The sequence below is a fragment of the Schumannella sp. GW821-FHT10F01 genome (assembly GCF_058809295.1).
The window spans coordinates 21,534-45,235 of record NZ_JBXASM010000003.1 but is presented as its reverse complement, the minus strand read 5'-3'; the positions used below and the strand labels follow the sequence as shown (position 1 = coordinate 45,235).

At 73.5% G+C, this 23,702-nt stretch carries 13 protein-coding genes, 1 tRNA gene and 1 other RNA gene; 12 read left to right on the top strand and 3 right to left on the bottom strand.

Features of this window, described 5'->3' with window-relative positions; genetic code table 11:
- Positions 1-50: 50 nt before the first annotated feature.
- The 6 genes from AC1RSJ_RS05025 to AC1RSJ_RS05000 all read left to right on the top strand — a co-directional run bounded on the left by AC1RSJ_RS05025 (position 51) and on the right by AC1RSJ_RS05000 (position 8,923).
- Positions 51-1,145, top strand: a complete 1,095-nt coding sequence (locus tag AC1RSJ_RS05025; protein WP_493117248.1) for a substrate-binding domain-containing protein — start codon at positions 51-53, stop codon at positions 1,143-1,145.
- Between the two features lie 160 nt (positions 1,146-1,305).
- Entirely contained in the window at positions 1,306-2,568 is a 1,263-nt protein-coding gene (locus tag AC1RSJ_RS05020; protein ID WP_493117247.1) for a bifunctional glycosyltransferase family 2/GtrA family protein, read from the top strand.
- The gene (locus AC1RSJ_RS05015) at positions 2,565-4,676 is read left to right on the top strand and encodes an ArnT family glycosyltransferase (protein ID WP_493117246.1); all 2,112 of its coding nucleotides are present in this window, start codon (positions 2,565-2,567) and stop codon (positions 4,674-4,676) included. Before AC1RSJ_RS05020 ends, AC1RSJ_RS05015 begins: the two co-directional genes overlap by 4 nt.
- 198 nt (positions 4,677-4,874) lie before the next feature.
- Positions 4,875-6,173 (top strand): APC family permease, encoded by a 1,299-nt coding sequence (locus AC1RSJ_RS05010; RefSeq protein WP_493117245.1) that lies wholly within the window; start codon positions 4,875-4,877, stop codon positions 6,171-6,173.
- A 178-nt stretch (positions 6,174-6,351) separates the two neighbouring features.
- The gene (locus tag AC1RSJ_RS05005) at positions 6,352-7,578 is read left to right on the top strand and encodes a multidrug effflux MFS transporter (protein ID WP_493117244.1); all 1,227 of its coding nucleotides are present in this window, start codon (positions 6,352-6,354) and stop codon (positions 7,576-7,578) included.
- Between the two features lie 49 nt (positions 7,579-7,627).
- Positions 7,628-8,923, top strand: coding sequence for a saccharopine dehydrogenase family protein (locus AC1RSJ_RS05000; protein WP_493117243.1), 1,296 nt, complete (start codon positions 7,628-7,630; stop codon positions 8,921-8,923).
- Between the two features lie 68 nt (positions 8,924-8,991).
- Here the strand turns inward: AC1RSJ_RS05000 and AC1RSJ_RS04995 are convergent, their stop codons facing one another.
- Entirely contained in the window at positions 8,992-9,774 is a 783-nt protein-coding gene (locus AC1RSJ_RS04995) for an endonuclease domain-containing protein (protein WP_493117242.1), read from the bottom strand.
- Positions 9,775-10,037: 263 nt separating this feature from the next.
- Between AC1RSJ_RS04995 and AC1RSJ_RS04990 the strand changes: the two genes are divergently transcribed.
- Positions 10,038-11,966, top strand: a complete 1,929-nt coding sequence (locus AC1RSJ_RS04990; protein WP_493117241.1) for a helicase HerA-like domain-containing protein — start codon at positions 10,038-10,040, stop codon at positions 11,964-11,966.
- Positions 11,967-11,993: 27 nt separating this feature from the next.
- Here the strand turns inward: AC1RSJ_RS04990 and AC1RSJ_RS04985 are convergent, their stop codons facing one another.
- Positions 11,994-12,611 carry a hypothetical protein gene (locus tag AC1RSJ_RS04985; protein WP_493117240.1) on the bottom strand — a complete coding sequence of 206 codons (618 nt, stop codon included), beginning with the start codon at positions 12,609-12,611 and terminating at the stop codon, positions 11,994-11,996.
- A gap of 113 nt (positions 12,612-12,724) precedes the next feature.
- Between AC1RSJ_RS04985 and AC1RSJ_RS04980 the strand changes: the two genes are divergently transcribed.
- Positions 12,725-13,618: a GNAT family N-acetyltransferase gene (locus tag AC1RSJ_RS04980; protein WP_493117239.1), complete on the top strand. Its 894-nt coding sequence runs from the start codon at positions 12,725-12,727 to the stop codon at positions 13,616-13,618.
- Positions 13,619-13,644: 26 nt separating this feature from the next.
- On the opposite strand, the gene AC1RSJ_RS04975 is transcribed toward AC1RSJ_RS04980, so the two are convergent.
- Positions 13,645-13,729: transfer RNA gene (locus AC1RSJ_RS04975), tRNA-Ser, on the bottom strand.
- Positions 13,730-13,839: 110 nt separating this feature from the next.
- On the opposite strand from AC1RSJ_RS04975, the gene pta reads away from it, so the two are divergent.
- From pta to AC1RSJ_RS04955, 4 genes are all read left to right on the top strand, one after another.
- A complete protein-coding gene (gene pta, locus AC1RSJ_RS04970; RefSeq protein ID WP_493117238.1) occupies positions 13,840-15,996 on the top strand; it encodes a phosphate acetyltransferase in 2,157 nt (718 codons plus the stop codon).
- Positions 15,993-17,114: an acetate/propionate family kinase gene (locus AC1RSJ_RS04965; protein WP_493117484.1), complete on the top strand. Its 1,122-nt coding sequence runs from the start codon at positions 15,993-15,995 to the stop codon at positions 17,112-17,114. The genes pta and AC1RSJ_RS04965 overlap by 4 nt, the downstream gene beginning before the upstream one ends.
- A gap of 2 nt (positions 17,115-17,116) precedes the next feature.
- An RNA gene (gene ffs / locus AC1RSJ_RS04960) (signal recognition particle sRNA small type) lies at positions 17,117-17,213 on the top strand.
- 383 nt (positions 17,214-17,596) lie between these two features.
- Positions 17,597-23,623 (top strand): IPT/TIG domain-containing protein, encoded by a 6,027-nt coding sequence (locus tag AC1RSJ_RS04955; RefSeq protein WP_493117237.1) that lies wholly within the window; start codon positions 17,597-17,599, stop codon positions 23,621-23,623.
- Positions 23,624-23,702 lie beyond the last annotated feature (79 nt).

Here is a 23,702-nt window from a genome sequence, read left to right as displayed (position 1 = left end):
TCCGACCCCCACAGATCCCCATCACCACCACCAACAGAGAAGGAAATCACATGCGCAAGATCGCACTCGCGACGATGGCCGTCGCAGCGACCGCCGCACTCGTGCTGGCCGGCTGCTCGCAGCGGTCCGGCTCCGACAGCGGCGACGACGCCAAGGCGGGCTTCGACAAGGGCAGCAAGATCGGCGTGGCCCTCCCGGACGCCACGAGCGAGAACTGGAAGATCGCGATCGACCAGTTCAAGGGCGCGCTCGACGACGCCGGCTTCGACGGCACCGTCGTCGGCGCGGCGGCGACCAACACGGTCGCCGACCAGCAGAGCCAGATCGAGTCGATGATCACCAGCGGCGCGAAGGTCATCGTGATCGGCGCCAAGGACGCCTCGCAGCTCACCACGCAGCTGAAGGAGGCGCACGAGAACGGCATCAAGGTCATCGCCTACGACCGTCTCCTCGAGGCCAGCCCGTACGTCGACTACTACGTCGCGTTCGACAACTTCAAGGTCGGCCAGCTGCAGGGCCAGGCGCTGCTCGACGGCCTGAAGGCGAAGTTCCCGGACAAGAGCAAGTACAACATCGAGCTCTTCTCGGGCGACCCGGGCGACCCGAACGCGAAGGTCTTCTTCAACGGCGCCATGGAGGTGCTGAAGCCGAAGATCGACGACGGCACCCTCACCGTCGTGTCCGGCCAGACCTCGGTCGAGCAGACCGCGACCGCCGACTGGGCCGCTGAGAACGCGCAGAGCCGCATGGACACCCTCCTGCAGGGCAACTACGGCGGCAAGGACCTCGACGGCGTGCTCGCGCCGAACGACAACCTCGCCCGCGCCGTCCTCAAGTCGGTCTCCGACGCCGGCCGTCCCGGCATCGTCGTGACCGGTCAGGACTCCGAGGCCGCCTCGATCCCGCTCATCATGAGCGGCGAGCAGTACATGACGATCTACAAGGACACGCGCAAGCTCATCGCGCAGACCGTCGACATGATCACCACGCTGTCGAAGGGCGACACCCCGGAGACCACGGACAAGGAGAACAACGGCAAGACCGACGTGCCGACGTACTACCTGGCCCCGGTCGCCGTCACCGCCGCGAACGCCGCCGAGGCCTATAAGGGCAACGACGACCTCGAGCCGCTGACCCAGAAGTAACCCAGCACCGCACGAGGGGCCCGTCCGCGCATCGCGCGGGCGGGCCTCCGCCGTCTCCGGGAGGCGACGGGCCGTCGTCATAGCCGCCCCATAGGCACTCCCGGGCGGGGCGCAGGACCGGGAGCGGTCCGGCATAGCGCCCCTGCCGATCCTGTCGAGCATGGAACAGCACGACAGCCTCCGGCTCGACGTGGTCGTCCCCGTCTACAACGAGGCGGCGGCGCTCGAGCACAGCATCCGCACGCTGTCCGCGAGCCTGAGCGAGAACCTCGACCTCAGCTGGCGGATCACGATCGCCGACAACGCGTCCACCGATGCGACGGCCGCGATCGCCGACCGGCTCGCCCGCGAGCTGCCCTCCGTCGTCGCGGTGCACCTCCAGGCGAAGGGCCGGGGACGCGCGCTCAAGCGCGTCTGGCTCGACTCGCCCGCCGAGGTGGTCGCCTACCTCGACGTCGACCTCTCCACCGAGCTCGCGGCCCTCCCCGTGCTCGTCGCGCCGCTCCTCAGCGGGCACAGCGACCTCGCGATCGGCACGCGCCTCGCGCCGTCGTCGCGGGTCGTGCGGGGCCCGAAGCGCGAGTTCGTGTCGCGCTCGTACAACGTCATCCTCCGCGCCGTCGGCGTGCGGGCGAGCGACGCGCAGTGCGGCTTCAAGGCCATGCGCCGGGCCGTCGCGCAGCGGGTGCTGCCCCACGTCGAGGACACCGGCTGGTTCTTCGACACGGAGCTGCTGATGATCGCCGAGCACGCCGGCCTCCGCATCCACGAGGTGCCGGTCGACTGGGTCGACGATCCGGACAGCAAGGTCGACATCGTGGCGACCGCGATGGCGGACCTCCGCGGCGTCGTCCGCGTGACGACCGGCATCATGCGCGGCCGCATCCCGGTCGAGGCCATCTACGCCGAGCTCGGGCGGCATCCGTTCGAGCAGGCGCGACGTCCCGGCTTCTTCGGCCAGGTGCTGCGCTTCGGGATCGTGGGCGTCCTGTCCACGCTCGCCTACGCGCTGCTCTACCTCGGGCTGCAGACGGCGATCGAGGCGCAGGTCGCGAACTTCCTCGCGCTGCTCGTCACCGCCGTCGCCAACACCTGGGCCAACCGCCGCTTCACGTTCGGCGTACGGGGGAGCGCCGGCTTCGCCGGGCACCAGGTGCGCGGCCTCATCGTCTTCGGCATCGCGTGGGGGCTCACCGCCGCCGCGCTCGCCGGGGTGCACGCGCTCGACCCGGGCGCCGGGGCCACCACCCAGCTCGTGGCCCTCACCGCGGCGAACCTCGTCGCGACCGCGCTGCGGTTCGTGGCCCTCCGCTGGTGGGTGTTCCGCGACCGCCGGCGCGCCCGCACGACCCTGGCGGCACCCGCCGCTGCGACCGACCTGCACCGCTCAGCGGTGCGCGACCACGAGGAGGCGGCGGCATGACCGCGACCACGTCCACCCGGATCCCCGCCGGCACCGCCGGCTCCACCCGTCCCGACCTCGGGACCCGGCTCCGCGAGGCCGGGCGCAGCCTGGTGCTCGGGCGCCGCGGCGCCCTCGTCTGGGAGCGTCCCGCCCTGCTCGGCCTGCTCGCCGTCACCGCCGCCCTCTACATCTGGGATCTCGGCGCGAGCGGCTGGGCCAACTCCTTCTACTCCGCGGCGGTGCAGGCCGGCAGCCAGAACTGGGAGGCCTTCTTCTACGGCTCCTCGGACGCCGCCAACTCGATCACGGTCGACAAGCCGCCCGCGAGCCTGTGGCTCATGGCGCTGTCGGTGCGCCTGTTCGGGCTCAGCTCGTGGAGCATCCTGCTGCCCGAGGCGATCATGGGCGTCGTCACCGTCGGCGTGCTGTACGCCGCCGTGCGCCGCCGCTTCTCGGCCCAGACCGCGCTGCTCGCGGGCGGCGTGCTCGCGCTGACCCCGGTCGCGGCGCTGATGTTCCGGTTCAACAACCCGGACGCACTGCTCGTGCTGCTGCTCACCCTCGCCGTGTACTTCACGCTGCGTGGCATCGAGGACGGCCGCGTCCGATGGGTGCTGCTCGCCGGTGCGATGGTCGGCTTCGGCTTCCTCACGAAGCAGCTGCAGGCGTTCCTCATCCTGCCGCCGCTCGCGATCGTCTACCTGATCGCCGCCCCCCGCCCGATCCTCACGCGCATCTGGCATTCGCTCGCGGCGCTCGGCGCCGTGATCGTCTCGGCCGGCTGGTGGGTCGCGATCGTGGAGCTGGTGCCCGCCTCGATGCGGCCCTACATCGGCGGCTCGCAGACGAACTCGTTCCTCGAGCTGACCTTCGGCTACAACGGCCTCGGCCGCCTCACCGGGAATGAGACCGGCAGCGTGACGGGCGGCGGCGGAGCGAATGCCGCCGGCGGCATGTGGGGCTCGACGGGGATCACCCGGCTGTTCGAGAACGAGATCGGCGGGCAGATCACCTGGCTGCTGCCGGCCGCGCTCGTGCTCGGCGCCGTCGCGCTCTGGCTGCTCCGGCGGGCGCCGCGGGTCTCGGGGGAGCGCGCGGCGCTGCTGCTCTTCGGCGGCTGGCTCGTCGTCACCGCGCTCGCGTTCAGCTTCATGGCCGGCATCTTCCACGCGTACTACACGGTCGCCCTCGCCCCGCCGCTCGCCGGGGTGCTCGCGATCGGCGCCGTCACGGTGTGGAAGGCGCGTGCGGCCATCTGGGCCCGCGGTGTGCTCGCCCTGACGCTGCTCGGCAGCGCGACCTGGGCGTGGGTGCTGCTCGAGCGCGCGTCCGACTGGATGCCGTGGCTCGAGTTCGTCGTCGCCGGGCTCGCGGTCGTCGGCGCTGCGCTCCTGCTCGTCGATCCGGTCGGGAAGCGGCTGTCGACCATCACCGCGGCGGTGTCGCTGACCGCGGCGCTGCTCGCTCCGACGGCGTACACGATCCAGACCGTCACCACGGCCCACACCGGCTCGATCGTCACCGCCGGCCCGAGCGTCTCGGGCGGCATGGGCGGCTTCGGCGGCGGCGGCGGCCAGGGCGGTCCCGGCGGGGGCGGCGGTCCGGGCGGCGGCACGGGCGCGCCCGGGCAGACCGGGACCGGGCAGACCGGGACCGGCACGGGGACCGGAGCCGGCACGGGGACCGGGACCGGCACCGGCGTGCAGGCCGCGCCCGGCGGGACGACCGGCACGACCGGCGCCGGCACCCGCGGTGGCGGCGGCGCGGGAGGCCTCCTCGGCTCCTCGAGCGTCAGCACCGAGGTGGAGGCGGCCCTCAGCGAGGACGCCGACAGCTACACCTGGGCCGCCGCGACGATCGGCTCGAACAGCGCGGCCGGCTACCAGCTCGCGACCGAGCTGCCGGTGATGGCGATCGGCGGCTTCAACGGCAGCGATCCGTCGCCGACGCTCGCCGAGTTCCAGGCCCTGGTGAAGTCGGGTCAGATCCACTGGTTCATCGCCAGCGGGGTCTCCGGTCAGTCGAACGGCGGATCGGATGCCGCCAGCAGCATCTCCGCCTGGGTCGCCGCCACCTACGAGGCGACGACGGTCGACGGCACCACGCTCTACGACCTGTCGAGCTGACCGGCGGACGCCCCGGCTGCCGGATGCAGGAGATCGCACGCGAGACGCGGTGATCTCCTGCATCCGGCTGTGCTCCGGGCCCGATCTCCTGCATTCGGCAGGGGATCCGGGCCGGATCCCCGGCATTCGGCAGTCCACCGGCCTCCGCTGGCAGGAACGGCATCGCCGGGTGTCGGATGGCCGCGGGATCCTGTCCGCATGACGACGACACCCGCCGAGGCCGGCCCGGTCGCCGCGGCGGCGGAGGGCCGGCTCGGCGTCGTGCAGGCGTCGGCGCTGTACATCGCCGCCGTGCTCGGCACGGGCGTGCTGGTGCTGCCGGGCCTCGCGGCCGACGCGGCGGGGCCGGCCTCGATCGTGGCGGTCGTCATCCTGTTCGCGCTGTCCGTGCCGCTCGCCGGCACGTTCGCGGCGCTGGCGGCACGGCATCCGGATGCCGGCGGCGTCGCGCACTACGCCCGCCTCGCGCTCGGCCCGACGGCGGCCCGCGCGGCCGGGTACTGGTTCCTGTTCGGCGTGCAGTTCGGCTGCCCGGTCGTCGCGCTGCTCGGCGGCCGCTACCTCGGCACCGTGCTCGGCCTCGACCGCGCCGCCCAGGGCGTGCTCGGCCTCGGCTTCGTCGCGGCGGCGCTCGCGCTCAACGTGGTCGGGCTGCGGCTCAGCGGCCGCGTGCAGCTCGTGCTCACCGCCGTGCTGCTCGCGGTCGTGGTCGGCGTGCTCGCGGTCGCCGCCCCCGCGGGTCGGCCGGAGCACCTCGAGCCGTTCCTGCCGCACGGCTGGGGCGGCGTCGCGACGGCCATCAGCCTCATGGTGTGGGCCTTCGCCGGCTGGGAGGCCGTGACGCACATCGCGGGGGAGTTCCGGCGGCCGCGACGCACCATCCCGATCGCGACGGCGGTCGCCGTGGTGGTGGTCGGCGCCGCGTACCTCGTGCTGCAGGTCGTCACCGTGCTCGTGCTCGGCGACCACCCGGGCACGGTGCCGCTGCTCGACCTGGTCGCCGCCCGGGCGCCGGAGCTCGGCCCGCCCGTCGTCGCGGGCGTCGCGGCCGTGCTCGTGCTCGGCGTGCTCAACGTCTACGTGCCGGCGTTCGCGAAGCTCGCCGCGTCGCTCGGCCGCGACGGCGATCTGCCGCGCTGGTTCGCGCGCGGCCACGCGGCCGGGGAGGTGCCGCGCCGCGGCCTGCTGCTCACGGCCGTCGTATCGCTGTCGCTCACGGTCGCGGGCGCGGTCGGGGTACTGCCGCTCGAGGGCTTCATCCTCATCCACACCGCGTCGATGGTGTCGGTCTACGTCGTCGGCATGCTGGCGGCCGTGCGGCTGCTGCCGCGCGGCTCCCTGTCGTGGTGGCTGGGCGTCGTCGCCCTGGTGCTCTGCGTCGGGCTGCTCGTGCTGGCCGGCGTGCACCTGCTCGTCGCCGGGGTGCTCGGCGCCGTCGCACTGGCCGTCACGATCGTGCGCCGCACCCGCCGGCGCGGGGACGGCGCCACGGGCTGACCGTCGCGGGCCGACCGCCGGGCCCAGCCGTGTGACCCGCCGCGCGCCCCGACGTGCGACCCGCCGGGCCGCCCTCGAAAGCCGACCCGAGGTCCGATCGAATCGATACGATGGTCGGGCCGGTTCTCTCCGGATCACCCCTTTCCCGCTCTGCGATCCTTCTTGGGACGACCCATTCGTGACCTCTGTCGTGCACCCCGGCGATGCGCTCTCCCGTAGCCAGCGCATCACCGTCATCCTCATGCTCGGCGCCCTCGTGGGGCTCGGGCCGTTCACCATCGACCTGTACCTGCCGGCGTTCCCGAACGTCGTCGACGAGCTCCGCACGACCGACGCCGCCGTGCAGCTCACCCTCACCGCCACGACGATCGGGTTCGGCCTCGGCCAGCTGATCGTCGGGCCGTGGAGCGACCGCGTCGGCCGCCGCTTCCCGCTGCTGCTCGCGACCGCAGTGCACGTCGCCGCGAGCGTCGGCGTCGCCCTCGCCCCGACCGTCGAGTGGGTGGGCGTCTTCCGCATCCTGCAGGGCGTCGGCGCGGCGGGCGGCGGCGTCGTCGCGATGGCGATGGTGCGCGACCTCTTCGCCGGCCACTCCCTCGTGCGGATGCTCTCGCGGCTCGCGCTCGTCACCGGCCTCGCGCCGGTGATCGCGCCGGTCATCGGCTCCCAGCTGCTCGCGGTGATCGACTGGCGCGGCATCTTCGTCGTGCTCGCCGTCTACGGCGCCGTCGCGCTGGCCGCCGCCGTGTTCCTCGTCACGGAGACGCGGCCGAAGGGCCATCACATCGACGCGCCGCGCACGACCGCGCGCGAGCGCTACTCGCACCTGTTCCACGACCGGGTGTTCGTGGGCGTCGCGCTCATCGGCGGCATGCAGTTCTCGGCGCTGTTCGCGTACCTGTCCTCGTCGTCGTTCCTGTTCCAGGACATCTACGGGCTCAGCGCGCAGGAGTTCGGCATCCTCTTCGGCATCAACTCCGTCGGGCTGGTGATCGGCAACCAGGTGTCCGCGCGGCTGATGCGGAGGGTCGGGCCGCAGTGGATCCTCGCGGTGGTGCACTGCGTCACGGTGATCGCCGCCGCCACGATCGCGATCGACGCGCTCGTGGGCGGATCGATGTGGGTGATCGTCGTCGGGCTGTTCTTCTTCATCACGTCGTGCGGCTTCGCGTTCCCCTGCGTGCAGGTGCTCGCCCTCGCCCACCACGGCGCGGAGGCCGGCACGGCGGCCTCGCTGCTCGGCGCGGTCAACTTCGGGCTGGCGGGGCTCATCTCGCCGATCGTCGGGCTCATCGGCATCTCGAGCGCGCTGCCGATGGCCTGCGTCATGCTCGGCTGCCTCATCGTCCTCCACCTCTCCCTCTGGCTCATCGTGCGTCCGCGGTCGGTGCCGCCGATCGAGTAGCACCGGCCCCGGGATGCCGCCGCCGGCATCCGACCGCTAGCGTCGGGGCATGAGGATCCTCCTGGTCGGCGCCGGCGGCGTCGGCGATGCAATCGCCAAGATCGCGGCCCGCCGCGGCTTCTTCGAGACGCTCGTCATCAGCGACTACGACCTTGCGCGGGCGGAGCGCACCCGGGACTGGATCGAGGCGCACCACGGCGCGCAGGGCGACCGCATCGCGACGGCCCGGATCGACGCCTCCGATCCCGCGGATGTCGCGCGGGTGGCCCGCGAGCACGCGGTCACGCACGTGATGAACGCGGTCGAGCCGCGCTTCGTGCCGACCGTGTTCCGCGGCGCGCTCGACGCCGGCGCCGACTACCTCGACATGGCGATGAGCCTGTCGGAGCCGCATCCCGTCGATCCGTACTCCGAGACGGGCGTGAAGCTCGGCGACGACCAGTTCGCGCAGGGACCCGACTGGGAGACGGCGGGCCGCCTGGCGCTGGTGGGCATGGGCGTCGAGCCCGGACTGTCCGACGTGCTGGCCCGGTACGCCTCCGACGAGCTGTTCGCCTCGATCGACGAGCTCGGCACCCGCGACGGCGCGAACCTCGTGGTGCGCGACGAGAGCGGCGAGGAGATCTTCGCGCCGTCGTTCAGCATCTGGACGACGATCGAGGAGTGCCTGAACCCGCCCGTGGTGTTCGAGCGGGACCGCGGCTGGTTCACGACGCCGCCGTTCAGCGAGCCCGAGACGTTCCTGTTCCCGGACGGCATCGGCGAGGTCGAGTGCGTGAACGTGGAGCACGAGGAGGTGCTGCTCATGCCGCGCTGGCTCGACGCGCGCCGCGTGACCTTCAAGTACGGCCTCGGCGAGCAGTTCATCGGCGTGCTGCGCACCCTCCACACGCTCGGGCTCGACTCGACGTCGCCGCTGCGCGTGCGGTCGGCGGCAGGCCCGGTCGAGGTCGCGCCGCGCGACGTCGTCGCCGCCGCGCTCCCGGATCCGGCGACCATCGGACCCCGGATGACGGGCAAGACCTGCGCGGGCGTGTGGGTGACGGGCATCGGCGCGGACGGCACGGAGTTCGAGGGCCGCGAGCGCGCCGTGTACCTGTACCACGTGGCCGACAACGAGTGGACGATGCGCGAGTACGAGAGCCAGTGCGTCGTCTGGCAGACGGCGCTGAACCCGGTCATCGCGCTCGAGCTGCTCGCCACCGGCGCGTGGGAGGGCATCGGCGTGCTCGGCCCCGAGGCGTTCGACGCGAAGCCGTTCCTCGAGCTGATGGCGCGACCGGAGTCCGAGGGCGGCTACGGCCAGGCCTGGGGCCAGGAGGAGCGCACCCCCGTCGCGCGCTGAGCCGCCTCCCCGCTCTCCTCCCGCACCACACCTCCATCGATTCGTGCCAACCGGGCGCTCTGCCGATGTCAGAGCGCCCTGATGGCACGAATCGATGACCTGCGGGCGACCAGCAGCCCGCGGAGTCGGGCGAGGAACGCCGCCTGACCGGCGAACAGGTCGTACGCGGTGACGCGGATGACGCGCCAGCCCGCCGCCTCGAGCAGCTCCCGTCGTTCGAGGTCGCGCTGCCAGGTCCGGCGATCCACGCGGTGGAACTCGCCCTCGTATTCGAGTGCGACCCGCACGTCCGGGAAGGCGAGGTCCGGATGGAGCACCAGCCCGCCGCCCACCGGGACGGGATGCGCGACCAGCGGCTCAGGCATCCGCGCCGCGACGATCGCCAGCCGCAGCAGCGACTCGGGCCGCGATCGGACGCCGCGTCGGAGCCGCGTCGCCGCCCACGCAGCCCGGCGGACCCCTGGCACGCCCACCCGCTCCGTCGCGGCGAGCAGATCCGCCGCCGAGGTCGGCACCGCGGTCTGCTCCAGGATGAAGTCGCCCAGCGCGACCAGCTCCTCCCGGGAGACGAGCGAGGCCGACTCGAGCCAGGCCGCCCGCGGGTGGGAGACGGGCAGCGCCCGCAGCATCGTCGGGTCGATCAGCTGGAGCGAGTGCCCGTGGAGCCCGACGCCGCGCGGTGGTGTGCGGGGGAACGCGACCGAGACGTGAAGCCGATCGCCGTGGGCGACCGGCGCGCCGAGGAGGGCCAGCGCGGTGACATGGCTGAACACCTGACCGGGGAGCATCGTCGGCTCGAACTCGCGACAGCGATCGAGTACGGACCCCGCGACGCGGTCCAGGGTGCTCACGCCGTGGAACGGATGCCGCACGTCAGCCCGTCGGAGCCGGTCCGGCGAGAGCCCGAGCTGGACCGCATCGCGGGAGCGGAACGGGCCGGCCGAAGCACCCGCGGGCAAGGGCCTGGGCATCCGCATCGACGCAGTGTGCCGGGATCGCGTCCGCGCTCGCGGGGGCTGTCCCCAGCGAGCTCGACGATTCGTGCCATCCGGGCGTTCTGGGCAGCCCAGAACGCCCGGATGGCACGAATCGATGACTCACTAGAGTGACCGGCATGGGTGACTCCGACGACAAGGTCGCTGCGGCGCGCAAGGCCCTCGAGGACGCGCAGGCGGCGCTGGCCGCCGCAGAGGCGGAGGCCACACCCCCGCCGTCCGGCCCGTCCGAGGCCGTCGCCCCCGAGTCCGCACCGGCCGCCGCCGCACCGGCCGCCGCCGCACCGGCCGCCCCCGCCGCCCCCGAGCCGGCCGCCCCCGCCGTGCAGCCGAGCGCTCCCGCTGCAGCTCCGCCCGCACCCGCAGCGCCCGCCGCCCCCTCCGTCCCCCTGCCGGGTCCGCTCAACGCGGACCAGGTGGACGCGATCCGGGCCGGGTACGCGTTCGACGCGCCCGCCCTCGAGATGGGCGCCCTCGTGAACGGCGAGGCGCTCGCCGACGTGCCGGTGCGCATCCCGCTCGCCATGACGAACCGCCACGGTCTCGTCGCCGGCGCGACCGGTACCGGCAAGACGAAGACGCTGCAGGTGCTCGCCGAGCAGCTCAGCGCGGCCGGCGTGCCGGTGTTCGCGGCCGACATCAAGGGCGACCTGTCGGGCATCGCCAGCGCGGGGGAGCCGAACGACAAGCTGCTCGCGCGCACGAAGGGCATCGGCCAGGACTGGACGCCGCAGGCCGCGCCGACCGAGTACTACACGCTCGGCGGGCTCGGCACCGGCATCCCGATCCGCGCGACCGTGACGAGCTTCGGCTCGCTGCTCATGAGCAAGGTGCTGGGCCTCAACGACACCCAGGAGTCGAGCCTGGCGCTCGTCTACCACTACGCCGATCGTGCGGGGCTGCCGCTGCTCGACCTCTCGGACCTCCGCGCGGTGCTGAGCTTCCTCACCTCCGACGACGGCAAGGAGGAGCTCGCCGAGCTCGGCGGGCTCAGCAAGGCGACGGCGGGCGTGATCCTCCGCGAGCTCGTCGGCTTCGCGGACGCCGGCGCCGACGTCTTCTTCGGCGAGCCCGAGATCGACACCGCGCAGTTCCTCCGCACGGCGGCGGACGGCCGCGGCATCGTGAGCCTGCTCGAGATCCCGAGCGTCGCGAACCAGCCGGAGCTGTTCTCCACGTTCCTCATGTGGCTGCTGGCCGACCTCTACAACGACCTGCCGGAGGTCGGCGACCAGGACAAGCCGAAGCTCGTGTTCTTCTTCGACGAGGCGCACCTGCTGTTCAAGGACGCATCGAAGGACTTCGTCTCGCAGATCACGCAGACGGTCCGCCTCATCCGCTCGAAGGGCGTCGGCATCTTCTTCGTCACCCAGACGCCGAAGGACGTGCCGTCGGATGTGCTCGCCCAGCTCGGCAGCCGGGTGCAGCACCAGCTGCGCGCCTTCACCCCGGAGGACGCGAAGGCGCTCAAGGCGACCGTGACGACCTACCCGAACTCCGGCTACGACCTCGCCGAGGTGCTGCAGTCGCTCGCGACCGGCGAGGCGATCGTCACCGTCATGAACGAGAAGGGCGCGCCTTCGCCGGTGGCCTGGACGCGGCTCCGCGCGCCCCGCGGATCGATGTCGCCGACGCCGGCGGACGTGATGGCCGCGACCGTCGCCGCCTCGCCGTTGACCGCGCAGTACGGCACCGCGATCGACCGCGAGTCCGCCCGCGAGATGCTCGCCGCGAAGATGCAGGCCGCGGCCGACGCGGACCGCGCGGTCGAGGAGCGGGAGGCCGCCGAGAAGGCCGCCGCCGAGAAGTCGAAGGCGGATGCCGCGCAGGCGAAGGCGGATGCCGCACAGCGCGCGCGGGATCAGAAGGAGTACGACCGCCAGGTCGCGGCCGCGCGCCGGGCCCAGACGACGACCCGCACGACTGCGAGCCGCACGACCACGCGCAAGCAGAAGACCGTGGTCGAGGAGGTGCTCGGCTCGACGACCGGCCGCACCATCGTGCGGGAGCTCGTGCGCGGCATCTTCGGCACCCTCAAGCGCCGCTGACCGGGCCGCTGAGCGCTCGGCGCCGGCTCAGGCGCTCGTGCCGATGACCGTCATGACCCAGAGCGCGACGCCGATCGCGCCGGCGCAGCCGACGGCGATCGCGACCACCTTGACCCACGGCTTGTTCTCGAACCAGTACTCGCTCGACGGGTAGTCGGCGAAGAAGCGGGACACGCTGACCGGCTCCTCGGAGCGGGTCGCCGCCACGGGCAGCGCCGCGGCGATCGTCTCGAGTGCGCCATCCGGCCAGAAGTTGCCGCGGAGGCGGAACAGGCGCCGGCCGGCCGCGTCGAGTGCGAGCAGCTGCGTGACGACCTCGGCGCTCTGGCCGACCCAGGTGTCGACGAGGTGCACGGAGGCGATCCGGTCGAGCGGCACGCTGATGGTCGGCGTCATGAAGCCGTTGCCCTCGATCGCGGTCGGCGTGACCCGGGCGAACAGCGAGAGCTGGCGGACGCCGAGCAGCACGCAGACGACGATCACGGCGGCCTCGACGATGCCGGCCGCGACCCAGCTGCCGCTCGCCGAGGCGAGGAAGGCGAGCATGACGGTGACGGGCACGAGGGCCGCTGCCAGGGACACGATCGCCATGACGAGGACCGACCGGCGCGGGCGCACACGGACGAGCGGGGTGTCGCTCGACATGCCACCGTCCTTCCCGGGGATCCCCTCGATGCTCGCATCCCGACCGCGCCGCGACGCGTCCCATTTCGGGTCATCCCCCTTCGGGTCGTCCCCGTTCGGGGCAGGATCGAGGGGTGACGGTCGTGATCGAGGAGCCCGCCGCGGTGCTCGCGGAGATGTCGGAGACGGTGGAGCGCGCCCTCCCGGACGAGGAGGATCGCGCGGCGCTGCTCGCCTCCATCCTGGTGCACGTCGACGGGAAGACCGCCGTGCGGCTCGTCGCCCGCGACGACGACGGACGGCCGGTCGGACTGCTCGTCGCCGGGCTCGTCGAGAATGCGGCCCCCCGCACCCTCGCGATCGAGCTGATCGCGGTCGAGCCGGATGCCCATGGGCGCGGCGTCGGACGCGCGCTGCTCGCGGAGGCGGAGGCCGCCGCGCGCCGACTCGGCGCCGAGCGGATCACGGCCGGCGGCGGCACACGGCGCTACCTCTGGCCCGGCGTCGCCGCGCGGCGCACCGCGGCGCTCTCGCTCCTGCTGCGGCACGGCTTCGAGCGCACCGGCATCGCCTTCAACATGACCTCGGACCTCGCTGCGCTGCCACCGGTGCCCGCTCCGGCTCCTGGTGTCGAGCTGGTCGCCTTCGGCTCCGACGCCGACGTGGATGCGGCCGCCGTCGCGGCGGCCCGGGCGTTCAGCCCGGCGTGGGGGGAGGAGATCGGACTCGCCGTCGCGCAGCCCGATTCCGGCGGCTTCGCGGCCGTCCGGGACGGCGAGGTGCTCGGCTTCGTCGGGCATTCGGTCTACCGCCCGGTGTCGTTCGGCCCGCTCGGCACGGTGGCGGCCGCACGCGGTGCCGGCGTCGGCGGGCTGCTCACGCTCGCCTCGCTCGCCGCCATGCGGGACGCCGGCATCCGCACCGCGCAGATCGGCTGGATCGCGGAGGACGCGCTCCCCTTCTACGCGCGCGTCAGCGGCGCGATCGTCGGCGACGCGTTCTGGCAGCTGGGCAAGCTGCTCGGCTGAGCGGCGCCCACCAGGGGGATCAGGTGCGGAGGATGGGGGATTCGAACCCCCGAGGGCTTTCACCCAACACGCTTTCCAAGCGTGCGCCATAGGCCACTAGGCGAATCCTCCAGCAGGCCGCCCGCAGGAGGCCTTGGAAGATCATAGCGGCCCGCGGGAGGGCCTCGATCCGCCTCCGGATTCCCAGCCGCCCGTCCACTCGGCGTCCCTAGGCTGGCGGCGTGACGACGCGGATCTTCATCGCCTCGGCCGAGGGGCACACGGGCAAGTCGACGGTCGCGCTGGGGGTGCTGGAGACGCTGCAGCGCTCCGCGACCCGGGTCGGGGTGTTCCGGCCGGTCGCCCGCTCGACGTCCGAGCGCGACTACGTGCTCGAGCTGCTGCTGGGCTCCACCCAGGTGGAGATCGCCTACGACGAGGCGATCGGCGCCAGCTACGAGGAGGTGCACGCCGATCAGGAGGCCGCGCTGGCGCAGATCCTGCAGCGCTTCTCGGCGGTGGAGCGGCGCTGCGACGCGATCGTCATCGTCGGCTCCGACTACACCGACATCGGCAGCCCGACCGAGCTGAGCTTCAACGCCCGCGTCGCCGCCAACCTCGGCGCGCCCGTGCTGCTCGTGCTCGGCGGACGTACCGCGGACGGCTCGGCCGCCCGCACGCCCGACGAGCTGCGACAGGTCGCCGAGGTGACGACCGCCGAGCTGCGCGGCCAGCACGCCGGCCTGCTCGCGATCGTCGTGAACCGCGCCGAACCGGGCACGGAGGACGCCGCGATCGCGGCCGTCGACGCCGCGGCCGACGACGAGTCGCAGCGCGTGCCGGTCTGGGCGATCCCCGAGGACCCGACCCTGGTCGCGCCGAGCTTCCGCGCCGTGGTGGAGGCGCTCGACGGCGAGGTGCTGCGCGGCGACCCGGAGCTGCTCGACCGCGAGGTGCTCGGCACCGTGATCGCGGCGATGACGTTCGAGAACGCGCTGCCGCGGCTCACCGAGGGCGCCGCCGTCGTCGTGCCGGGCGACCGCGCCGACGTGCTGGTCGGGATGCTGCTCGCGCACGCGTCCGACACCTTCCCGTCGCTGGCGGGCATCATCCTCAACGGCGGCTTCGAGGTGCCGGCCTCCATCGAGAAGCTGCTCGACGGACTCGGCTCGCCCCTGCCGATCGCCCGCTGCGAGACGGGCACGTTCGACACGGCGGTGCGGATCACCCGCACCCGCGGCCGGCTGGCGGCCGACTCGACCCGCAAGCGCGATGCCGCGATGGCGCTGTTCGAGGCGCGGGTCGACGGCGCGGAGCTGCTGCGCCGCCTCGACGTGGCGCCGAGCGCGGTCGTGACGCCGCTGATGTTCGAGCACCTGCTGCTCGACCGGGCGCGGCAGGACCGCAAGCGGATCGTGCTGCCGGAAGGCGACGACGACCGGATCCTCCGCGCCGCCGGCACCGTGCTCGCGCGCGGCGTCGCCGATCTGGTGATCCTCGGCGAGGAGCAGGAGGTGCGCGGCCGCGCCGCCGAGCTCGGACTCGACATCTCGGGGGCGAAGGTGATCAGCCCCTTCGACGAGGAGCTTCGCGGCCGGTTCGCCGAGGAGTACGCGCAGCTGCGGGCGCACAAGGGCATCGCCCTCGCCCAGGCCGCCGACATCGTCACCGACGTCAGCTACTTCGGCACGATGATGGTGCACGCCGGCCTCGCCGACGGCATGGTCTCGGGTGCGAAGCACACGACGGCGCACACCATCCGCCCGTCGTTCGAGATCATCAAGACGGCACCGGGCGTGGCGGTCGTGTCGAGCGTGTTCCTCATGGCGCTCGCCGACCGCGTGCTCGTCTACGGGGACTGCGCCGTCATCCCCGACCCCACGAGCGAGCAGCTCGCCGACATCGCGGTCTCCTCCGCGGGCACGGCCGAGCGCTTCGGCATCGAGCCGCGCATCGCCATGCTGAGCTACTCGACCGGCGAGTCCGGCTCGGGCGCCGACGTCGAGAAGGTGCGGGCGGCCACGGCGCTGGTGCGCGAGCGCGCGCCCGAGCTGCTGGTCGAGGGGCCCATCCAGTACGACGCCGCGGCGGATGCCACGGTCGCCGCCGCGAAGATGCCGGGCTCGCCCGTCGCCGGGCGTGCGACGGTGTTCGTGTTCCCCGATCTCAACACGGGCAACAACACCTACAAGGCGGTGCAGCGCAGTGCGAACGCCGTCGCGATCGGCCCCGTGCTGCAGGGCCTGAACAAGCCGATCAACGACCTCTCGCGCGGCGCGCTGGTGCGCGACATCGTCAACACGATCGCGATCACGGCGGTGCAGGCCCAGGGCACGGCACCCGCGTCCGCCGCGTCGGCGGCCGGCGCGCCGGCCACCGTCGGGGGAGGGGAGGCCTGATGCTCGCCTTCGTCGTCAACTCCGGCTCCTCCTCCATCAAGTACCGCCTCCTCGATCCGGCCACCGGCGAGGTCGCGCTCAGCGGCACCGTCGAGCGGATCGGCGAGCCCGGCGGCGACGCGCCCGATCACGACGCCGGCCTCAGCGACGTGCTGGGCCGGCTCGGCTCCGAGCACGAGATCGCCGTCGTCGGCCACCGCGTCGTGCACGGCGGCTCGCTGTTCTCATCGGCCGTGATCGTGGACGACGCGGTCGAGGCCGCCATCGACGACCTCGCCGCGCTCGCCCCGCTGCACAACCCGGCCAACCTGCTCGGCATCCGCGCCGCGCGTCGGGCGCTGCCGGACGTGCCGCAGGTCGCCGTGTTCGACACCGCCTTCCACCAGACCATGCCGCCGGCGGCCTGGCGGTACGCGATCGACCGCGAGCTGGCTGACCGGCACGGCATCCGCCGCTACGGCTTCCACGGCACGAGCCACAAGTACGTCTCCGAGCGCGCGGCGGCCTTCCTCGGCCGCCGCCTGTCGGGTCTGAAGCAGATCGTCCTGCACCTCGGGAACGGCGCGTCGATGTGCGCGATCGACGGCGGCCGCAGCATCGACACCTCGATGGGCCTCACGCCGCTCGAGGGGCTCGTGATGGGCACGCGGTCCGGCGATCTGGATCCGGCGATCCTCCCGCACCTCGGCCGCGTCGCCGGGCTCTCGCTCGACGACCTCGACACCCTGCTCAACCGGCGGAGCGGCCTGCTCGGCCTCACCGGCAGCGGCGACATGCGCGACGTGCAGCGCGCGGCGCTCGAGGGCGACGCGAAGGCGGAGGAGGCGCTCGCCGTCTGGCGGCACCGCATCCGCCACTACGTCGGCGCCTACATCGCCGAGCTCGGCGGCATCGACGCGATCGTCTTCACGGCCGGGGTCGGCGAGAACAACGCCCTGCTGCGGCGGCGCACCATGGCGGGCCTCGAGCACCTCGGCATCCGCATCGACGGCGACCGCAACGAGCTGGACAGCCGGGACGAGCGGAGGATCTCCGCCGACTCGTCCGCGGTGCAGGTGCTCGTCATCCCGACCGACGAGGAGCGCGAGATCGCCAGGCAGGCGAGCGCGCTACTATGAGTGCCGGCTCCCCGCGTGGCGCCATCCAGGCCAACTCCCCCAGGGCGGAAACGCAGCAAGGGCAACCGGGCTCTGGCGGGTGCGCGGGGGGTCTTCTTCGTTAATCGGCTGTGAGTGTCGGATCGCGGATATCCCCCGGCCGCCGAGTCGACCGCAGGTCTGTACCCCGCTGGATGCATGCCCTCCGCATACGGGCGATTCGGATGTTGATTTCGCCGTATTCGATCGTGATATTCCGCCCGGATCGGACCGTGAATGTCCGATGCCGCAACATCTCCGCCCCAGAAGGGGGACAGATCGGGGGGGTTGAGGATCCGACAGGACCGGCCTACCTTCGAGTCAGCTACCCGATGGACCGGCCCGCGGCCCAACCACCCGCATCACCCGCCGGACCCGGACGGTAGCCCGACACGCGAAGAGGATGTGCCGTGGGGGATCAGGGGAATTTCGGGCGCGCTCGCGTCCGGTCGTGGGCCATTCGGGTGCTCGCGGCCGGAGCGGTCGTCGCGATGGGTGCTGTCGCCGTCGGAGGGGCCGCCCAGGCCGCTCCGGGTGACGCGTCGAGTGCGCGGGGCGCCTTCTTCGGCGGCTCGCTGCTGACGCGGCTCCCGGCCGGTCAGCTCGCGCTGCTCAACGAGAGCGCCGCGGCGAACAACGGCACGACCGGCACGATCGCGGACCGCGACGACGTCGACGTGTCGCTGCTCAACACGATGCTGTTCCAGCTCGACAACGGCGTGCAGGTGCCGCTGCGGCTCGGCGGCGCGAGCGTCGGCGTGCTCGGCAGCTACGCGCAGGCCCAGCCGAACGCCTCGAGCCTCGGCGCCGCGGGCGTCGTCGGCGATAACGGGGCCATCGGCGTCGGCGCCGTCCCGCCCGCCCGGCAGCCCGGTCCGCTCACCATCGGCCTGCACGACGTGCTCGGCACGCAGCTCACCTCCGAGCTCGCCGACCTGCAGCTCCAGCTCGGCGCGGTCAGCGCCGCTGCCAGCAGCGTGCAGGGCGGAGTTCCGACCGGCTCGTACGAGATCGCCGGCGGCAAGCTGCTCATCACGAGCAACGCGGTCAAGGCGATCACCCCGTCCGTGACGAACGCGGTGGCCACCCTCCAGGCCTCCGCCAACGCCCGCAACGCGGCGACCGGGCCGACGCTCCTCTCCGGTGTGCAGAGCACCCTGAACGGGCTCGGCCTCGGTCTCGGCGGAACGTTCCCCGCCTCCGGCAACTCGGTGTCGATCACGACGAACCTCGCCGTCGCGGCGCAGCTGCCCACGGCGCTGACCTCGCAGGACGGCAGCGTCAGCATCGACCTCGCGTCCGGCGTCATCTCGGTCGACCTCAGCAAGCTCGCCGGCGGGCTCAACGGCCGCGCGCCGAACAGCTCGCTGCTCAGCGCAGCGACGCTGCAGGGCGTCTCGAACACCGTCACGAGCCTCGTCACCGGGCTCGTCACCGACCTGCAGACCCGCCTGAACACCGCGCTCCAGGGCACCGCCATCTCGATCAACGCCGAGCTGCTGCTCCCGTCGGTGCTCGGCATCCAGCCCAGCGTGAAGGTCACGATCGCGGGCACCCTCGCCCAGCTGCTCGGCACCGCCGGGTCGGGATCGCCGACCGTCACCATCACCGCCCTCGGCGGCATCTCGGTCGGCCTCACGCCCGGCGCGCTGCTGCTGGCGCTGAAGCCGCTGCTGACGACGCTCTCCACGGGGCTCACCGCCGACCTCACGACGCTGACCTCGACGCTCCAGACCGCGGTGATCACGCCCGTCACGACCATCACCGCGCCGGCCCTCCAGGCGATCCGCGGCGTCATCGACCTCACCGTCAACAACCAGGATCCGGCTCCGACGGCGGGACGCGCCTTCCGCGAGACGGCGCTGCGGCTCAGCCTGCTGCAGCGCGGCCCGATCACCACGCTGTCCTCGCTCGATCTCGCGGTCGGCGAGGTAGGGGCGAACTCCGTCGGCACCGTGCCCGCCGCATCCGCGATCTCGCCCGCCACCGGCCCGGAGGCCGGCGGCACGACCGTCACCGTCACCGGCAGCGGCTTCACCGGCTCGAACCCGCCCACCTCCGTCGAGTTCGACGGCGTCCCGGGCACCGGTCTGACCGTGGTGAACGACACGACCCTGACGGTGGTCACGCCCTATCACGCGGCCGGCGCCGTGCCGGTCGTGGTGCGCAACCTCACCGGGCCGTCCGGTCCGCTGACCTACACCTACGTCCGCGGCCTCGCCGTGACCTCGGCGGCACCCGCCGACGGTCCGACGACCGGCGGCACCACCGTCCACCTGACGGGCTCCTGCCTGGACACGGTCACCGCGGTCCGCTTCGACGGCGTGGCCGGCACCGCCCTCACGCACGTCGACGACAGCGAGCTCACGGTCGTCACCCCGCCGCACGCTGCCGGCAACGTCGCGGTCACCGTCGCGGGCGGCTCGCTCGCCTGCGGCACGAACGCGGCCCCGCTGCCCGGCGGCTTCACCTACGTCGCCCCGCAGCCCACCGCCCCGACGATCACCACGGTCGCCCCGGCGGCCGGACCGGAGACCGGCGGCCAGACCGTCACCCTCACCGGCCAGCGCTTCACGGGCACCACCGCGGTGACGGTGGACGGCGTCGCCGCCACCGGCGTGCAGGTCTCCTCCGACACCATGCTCACCTTCGTCACCCCGCCGCACGCGCCGGCGACCGTCCCGGTCGTCGTCGCGTCGCCCGGCGGCACGTCGACGGGCGCGCTGTACACGTACCAGCCCGTGATCCGGGTGACCTCGATCGCCCCCGCCACCGGACCGACCGCGGGCGGCACCGCCGTCACGATCACCGGCTCCTGCTTCACCGGCGCGACCGGCGCGACCGTCGGCGGCGCGGCCCTGGGCGGCTTCGCGGTCGTCGACGACCGCACCATCACCGGCACGACGCCGGCCGGCTCGGCCGGCCCCGCCGACGTGACCGTCACCGGCACGGCCGCCTGCTTCGGCAGCGCGACCGGCACCGGCATCTACTCCTACGTCGCCCCGGCTCCGCCGGCGATCGCCTCCCTCGCGCCGGTCTCCGGACCGACGGCCGGCGGCACCGACGTCACCATCACGGGCACCGGCCTCACCGGCACGACGGCCGTCGCGTTCGGCGGCGTCCCGGCCCAGACCGTGCAGGTGCTCAGCGACACGCAGCTGATCGCCCGCACCGCCGCCCGCACCGCCGGCACCGTCGACGTGGTGCTGACGCGCGGAACCGAGACCGCGACGCGACCCGGCGCCTACACGTACCTCGCACCCCCCGCGCCGGTCGTGGCGTCGGTCGCGCCGCCCTCGGGCAGCACGGCCGGCGGCGAGACGGTGACCATCACCGGCTCCGGCTTCACCGGCTCGAACGGCGTCAGCTTCGACGGCACGCCGGCGCAGAGCTTCACCGCCGTCAGCGACACGCAGATCTCCGCCGTCACCCCGGCTCACGGAGCCGGCCCCGTCGACGTCGTCGTGCAGAAGCCGACGGCACAGGGCGACGGCACTCTGGCGAACGGCTACGCCTACGTCGCACCGCCGGTGCCGAGCGCCTCGGGCGTCGCACCGCAGAGCGGCAGCGAGCTGGGCGGCACGGTCGTCACCATCTCCGGCACCGCGCTCGCGGCGAGCACCGGCGTCACCTTCGGCGGCGTCGCGGGCATCCTCGTGTCGGCGACGGCCACCCAGGTCGTCGTCCGCACGCCCGTGCACGCCATCGGGCCGGTCGACGTGATCGTGCAGAACCCCGGTGGCGACATCACGCTGACGCAGGCGTTCACGTTCACGCCGGACGGCGCTCCCGCGATCGCCGCGCTGACGCCGCGCTCCGGCCCCACGGCCGGCGGCACGACCGTCGTGCTCTCGGGCACCGCGCTCGACCGCATCACCGGCGTCGACTTCGGCGGCGTCCCGGCGGCCATCGCGCTCGGCGGCACCGCGACCTCGCTCACGGTGACCACGCCGCCGCATGCCGCCGGACCCGTGGATGTCGTCGTGCACTGGGCGGGCGACGACGTGACGCTCCCCTCGGCCTTCGACTACGCGGACCCGTCGGTGCCCGTCATCGGCACGCTCGACCCCTCGCAGGGTCCCGCTGCCGGCGGCACCCTGGTCACGATCGCCGGTTCGGGGCTCGCCGATGTCACCTCCGTCACCTTCGACGGCACCCCGGCGACCGGGCTGCTGCTGGTCGATCCCACGCACCTGCAGGTCCGATCGCCCGCGCACGCCCCCGGCCGGGTCGCGGTGAGGATGGTCTCGCCCGGCGGAGCGGCGACCGCGCCCTTCGACTACCTGCCGCCGGCTCCGGTCGTGGCCGGGATCGATCCCGCCCAGGGCCCGACGGCCGGCGGCCAGATCGTGACCATCACCGGCTCCGGCCTCACCGGCGCCACCGCGGTGTCGTTCGGCGGCGCGATCGTCGTGCCGACGGTGGTGAGCGACGCCGAGATCACGGTCGTGACCCCGCCGCACGCGGCCGCCACGGTCGACGTGGTCGTCACCGCCCGCGGCGGCACGGTCACCAGGACGGACGGCTACACGTTCGCCGCGCCCGCGCCGACGCCCGTGATCTCCGGCCTCAGCCCCGTCTCCGGACCGGCGAGCGGCGGCCAGACCGTCACGATCACCGGCGAGCACCTCACCGGCGCGACCGCGGTCTCGATCGGGGCTCCCGTGGCCTCCTTCACCGTGGTCTCCGACACCCTCATCACGGCGGTCACCGCCGCCGGCGCACCGGGCACGGTCGGCGTCGACATCACGACCCCGGCGGGCGCGGGCATGCTGGCCGGCGCGTACACCTACCTCGCGGCCCCGGCCGTGACCGGTCTGGCGCCGACGACCGGCACCACCGCGGGCGGCACGCAGGTCGTGCTCAGCGGATCGAACCTCGACCGCGTCGACACCGTCACGTTCGACGGCACGCCGGCGACGATCCTGTCGACCTCGGCGACGTCCATCACCGTCAGCACGCCGGCACATGCGGCCGGTCCGACAGCGGTCGCGGTCTCCGGACCGACCGGCTCGGCGCCCGTGGCGACCCCGTTCACCTACGTCGCGCCGCCGCAGCTCAGCGGCGTGACTCCGGCTTCGGGGCCGGCCGCCGGCGGCACGACCGTGACGCTGACGGGCAGCGGGTTCTCCGGCGCCCCGATCGTCACCTTCGACGGCGTCGCCGCGACCTCGGTCACGGTGGACTCGCCGACCCGGCTCACCGTGATCAGCCCGGCGCACGCACCCGGCGCCGTCGACGTCCGCGTCGACCAGCCGGCGGGCAGCTCCACGCTCTCGGCCGCGTACGCCTACGTCGGCACCGAGGCGCCGACCGTGACCGGCGTGCAGCCGGCGAACGGGGGCATCGGCGGCGGCACCGAGGTCACCGTCACCGGCACCGGGCTCACGGGCGCCACCGGCATCGACTTCGGCGGCGTCGCGGGCACCATCGTGTCGGTGTCGCCGACCGCGATCGTCGCCATCACCCCGCCGCATGCGGCCGGGGCGGTCGACGTGACCGTGCAGCACCCGAACGGCGACGCGAGCCTGACCGACGGCTTCACCTACGACCCGGCCGCGCCGGCGATCACCGCGGTCGACCCCGACCACGGCCCGCAGGACGGCGGCAACATCGTGACCATCAGCGGACCGGGCCTCGGGGCAGCGACGGGCGTCGAGTTCGGCGGCACGCCGGGCACGGCCGTGACGCCGGCCGGACCGGATGCGGTGACCGTCACCGCGCCCGCGGGCGGCCCCGGCGTCGTCCCGATCCGCGTGCTGCTGTCGACCGGTCCCGTGGTCGCGACCGACGCCTACACGTACGACGGGGACGAGCCGCCGGCCATCGACTGGACGGATCCGACCTGGGCCTGGGAGACGGGCGGCATCCGCATCCGGATCGGCGGCCAGGCGCTCGGCGACGCGACCGAGGTCGACTTCGGCGGCGAGCTCGGCACCGACATCGAGCGCATCGACGACGACACCATCAGCGTGATGGTGCCCGAGCACGACAGCGGCGTCGTCGATCTGCGGGTCACGACTCCGCGGGGACCCGTGCTCCGGTTCGCGGCGTTCCGCTTCGTCGCGCTGGCGGATCCCGCCCCCACGGCGACGGCGCTCTCGCCGTACAACGGTCCTGCGACCGGCGGCACCCTCGTCACGATCACCGGTACCGGGCTGCTCGCCACGACCGGCGTGACGTTCGGCGGCGTCGCGGGCACCGACCTCGAGATCGTGGACGACACCACGATCCGGGTCGTCGCGCCGGCGCATGCGGTCGGCGCCGTCGACGTGGTCGTCACGACCGCGGCCGGCGACGCTGCTCCGCTCACCTACCTCTACACAGGCTCCGGGGTTCCGGGCGGCGGTTCGGGTCCGTCGTCCACCTCGGTCGGTGGACTCGCGTCCACCGGCGTCGATCCGTCCGGCGGGATATTCGGGGCGCTCACGGCCATCGTCGTGGGTGCAGCCGCCGTGATGATCGGCGTTCGGCGCCGCCGGCTCTCGTAGCCCGGCGCCCGGCCGGGGGCGGCGCTTCGGGTGCGCCTCCCCCGGCCCCATCATGCCCTCCGCGCGGTCCGGCGCGGGT

Coding starts and splice junctions, on each gene's coding strand:
- AC1RSJ_RS05015 (WP_493117246.1), top strand. CDS start 2,565: ATGACCGCGACCACGTCCACCCGGATCCCCGCCGGCACCGCCGGCTCC.
- AC1RSJ_RS05025 (WP_493117248.1), top strand. CDS start 51: ATGCGCAAGATCGCACTCGCGACGATGGCCGTCGCAGCGACCGCCGCA.
- AC1RSJ_RS05020 (WP_493117247.1), top strand. CDS start 1,306: ATGGAACAGCACGACAGCCTCCGGCTCGACGTGGTCGTCCCCGTCTAC.
- AC1RSJ_RS04990 (WP_493117241.1), top strand. CDS start 10,038: ATGGGTGACTCCGACGACAAGGTCGCTGCGGCGCGCAAGGCCCTCGAG.
- AC1RSJ_RS05010 (WP_493117245.1), top strand. CDS start 4,875: ATGACGACGACACCCGCCGAGGCCGGCCCGGTCGCCGCGGCGGCGGAG.
- AC1RSJ_RS05000 (WP_493117243.1), top strand. CDS start 7,628: ATGAGGATCCTCCTGGTCGGCGCCGGCGGCGTCGGCGATGCAATCGCC.
- AC1RSJ_RS04985 (WP_493117240.1), bottom strand. CDS start 12,611: ATGTCGAGCGACACCCCGCTCGTCCGTGTGCGCCCGCGCCGGTCGGTC.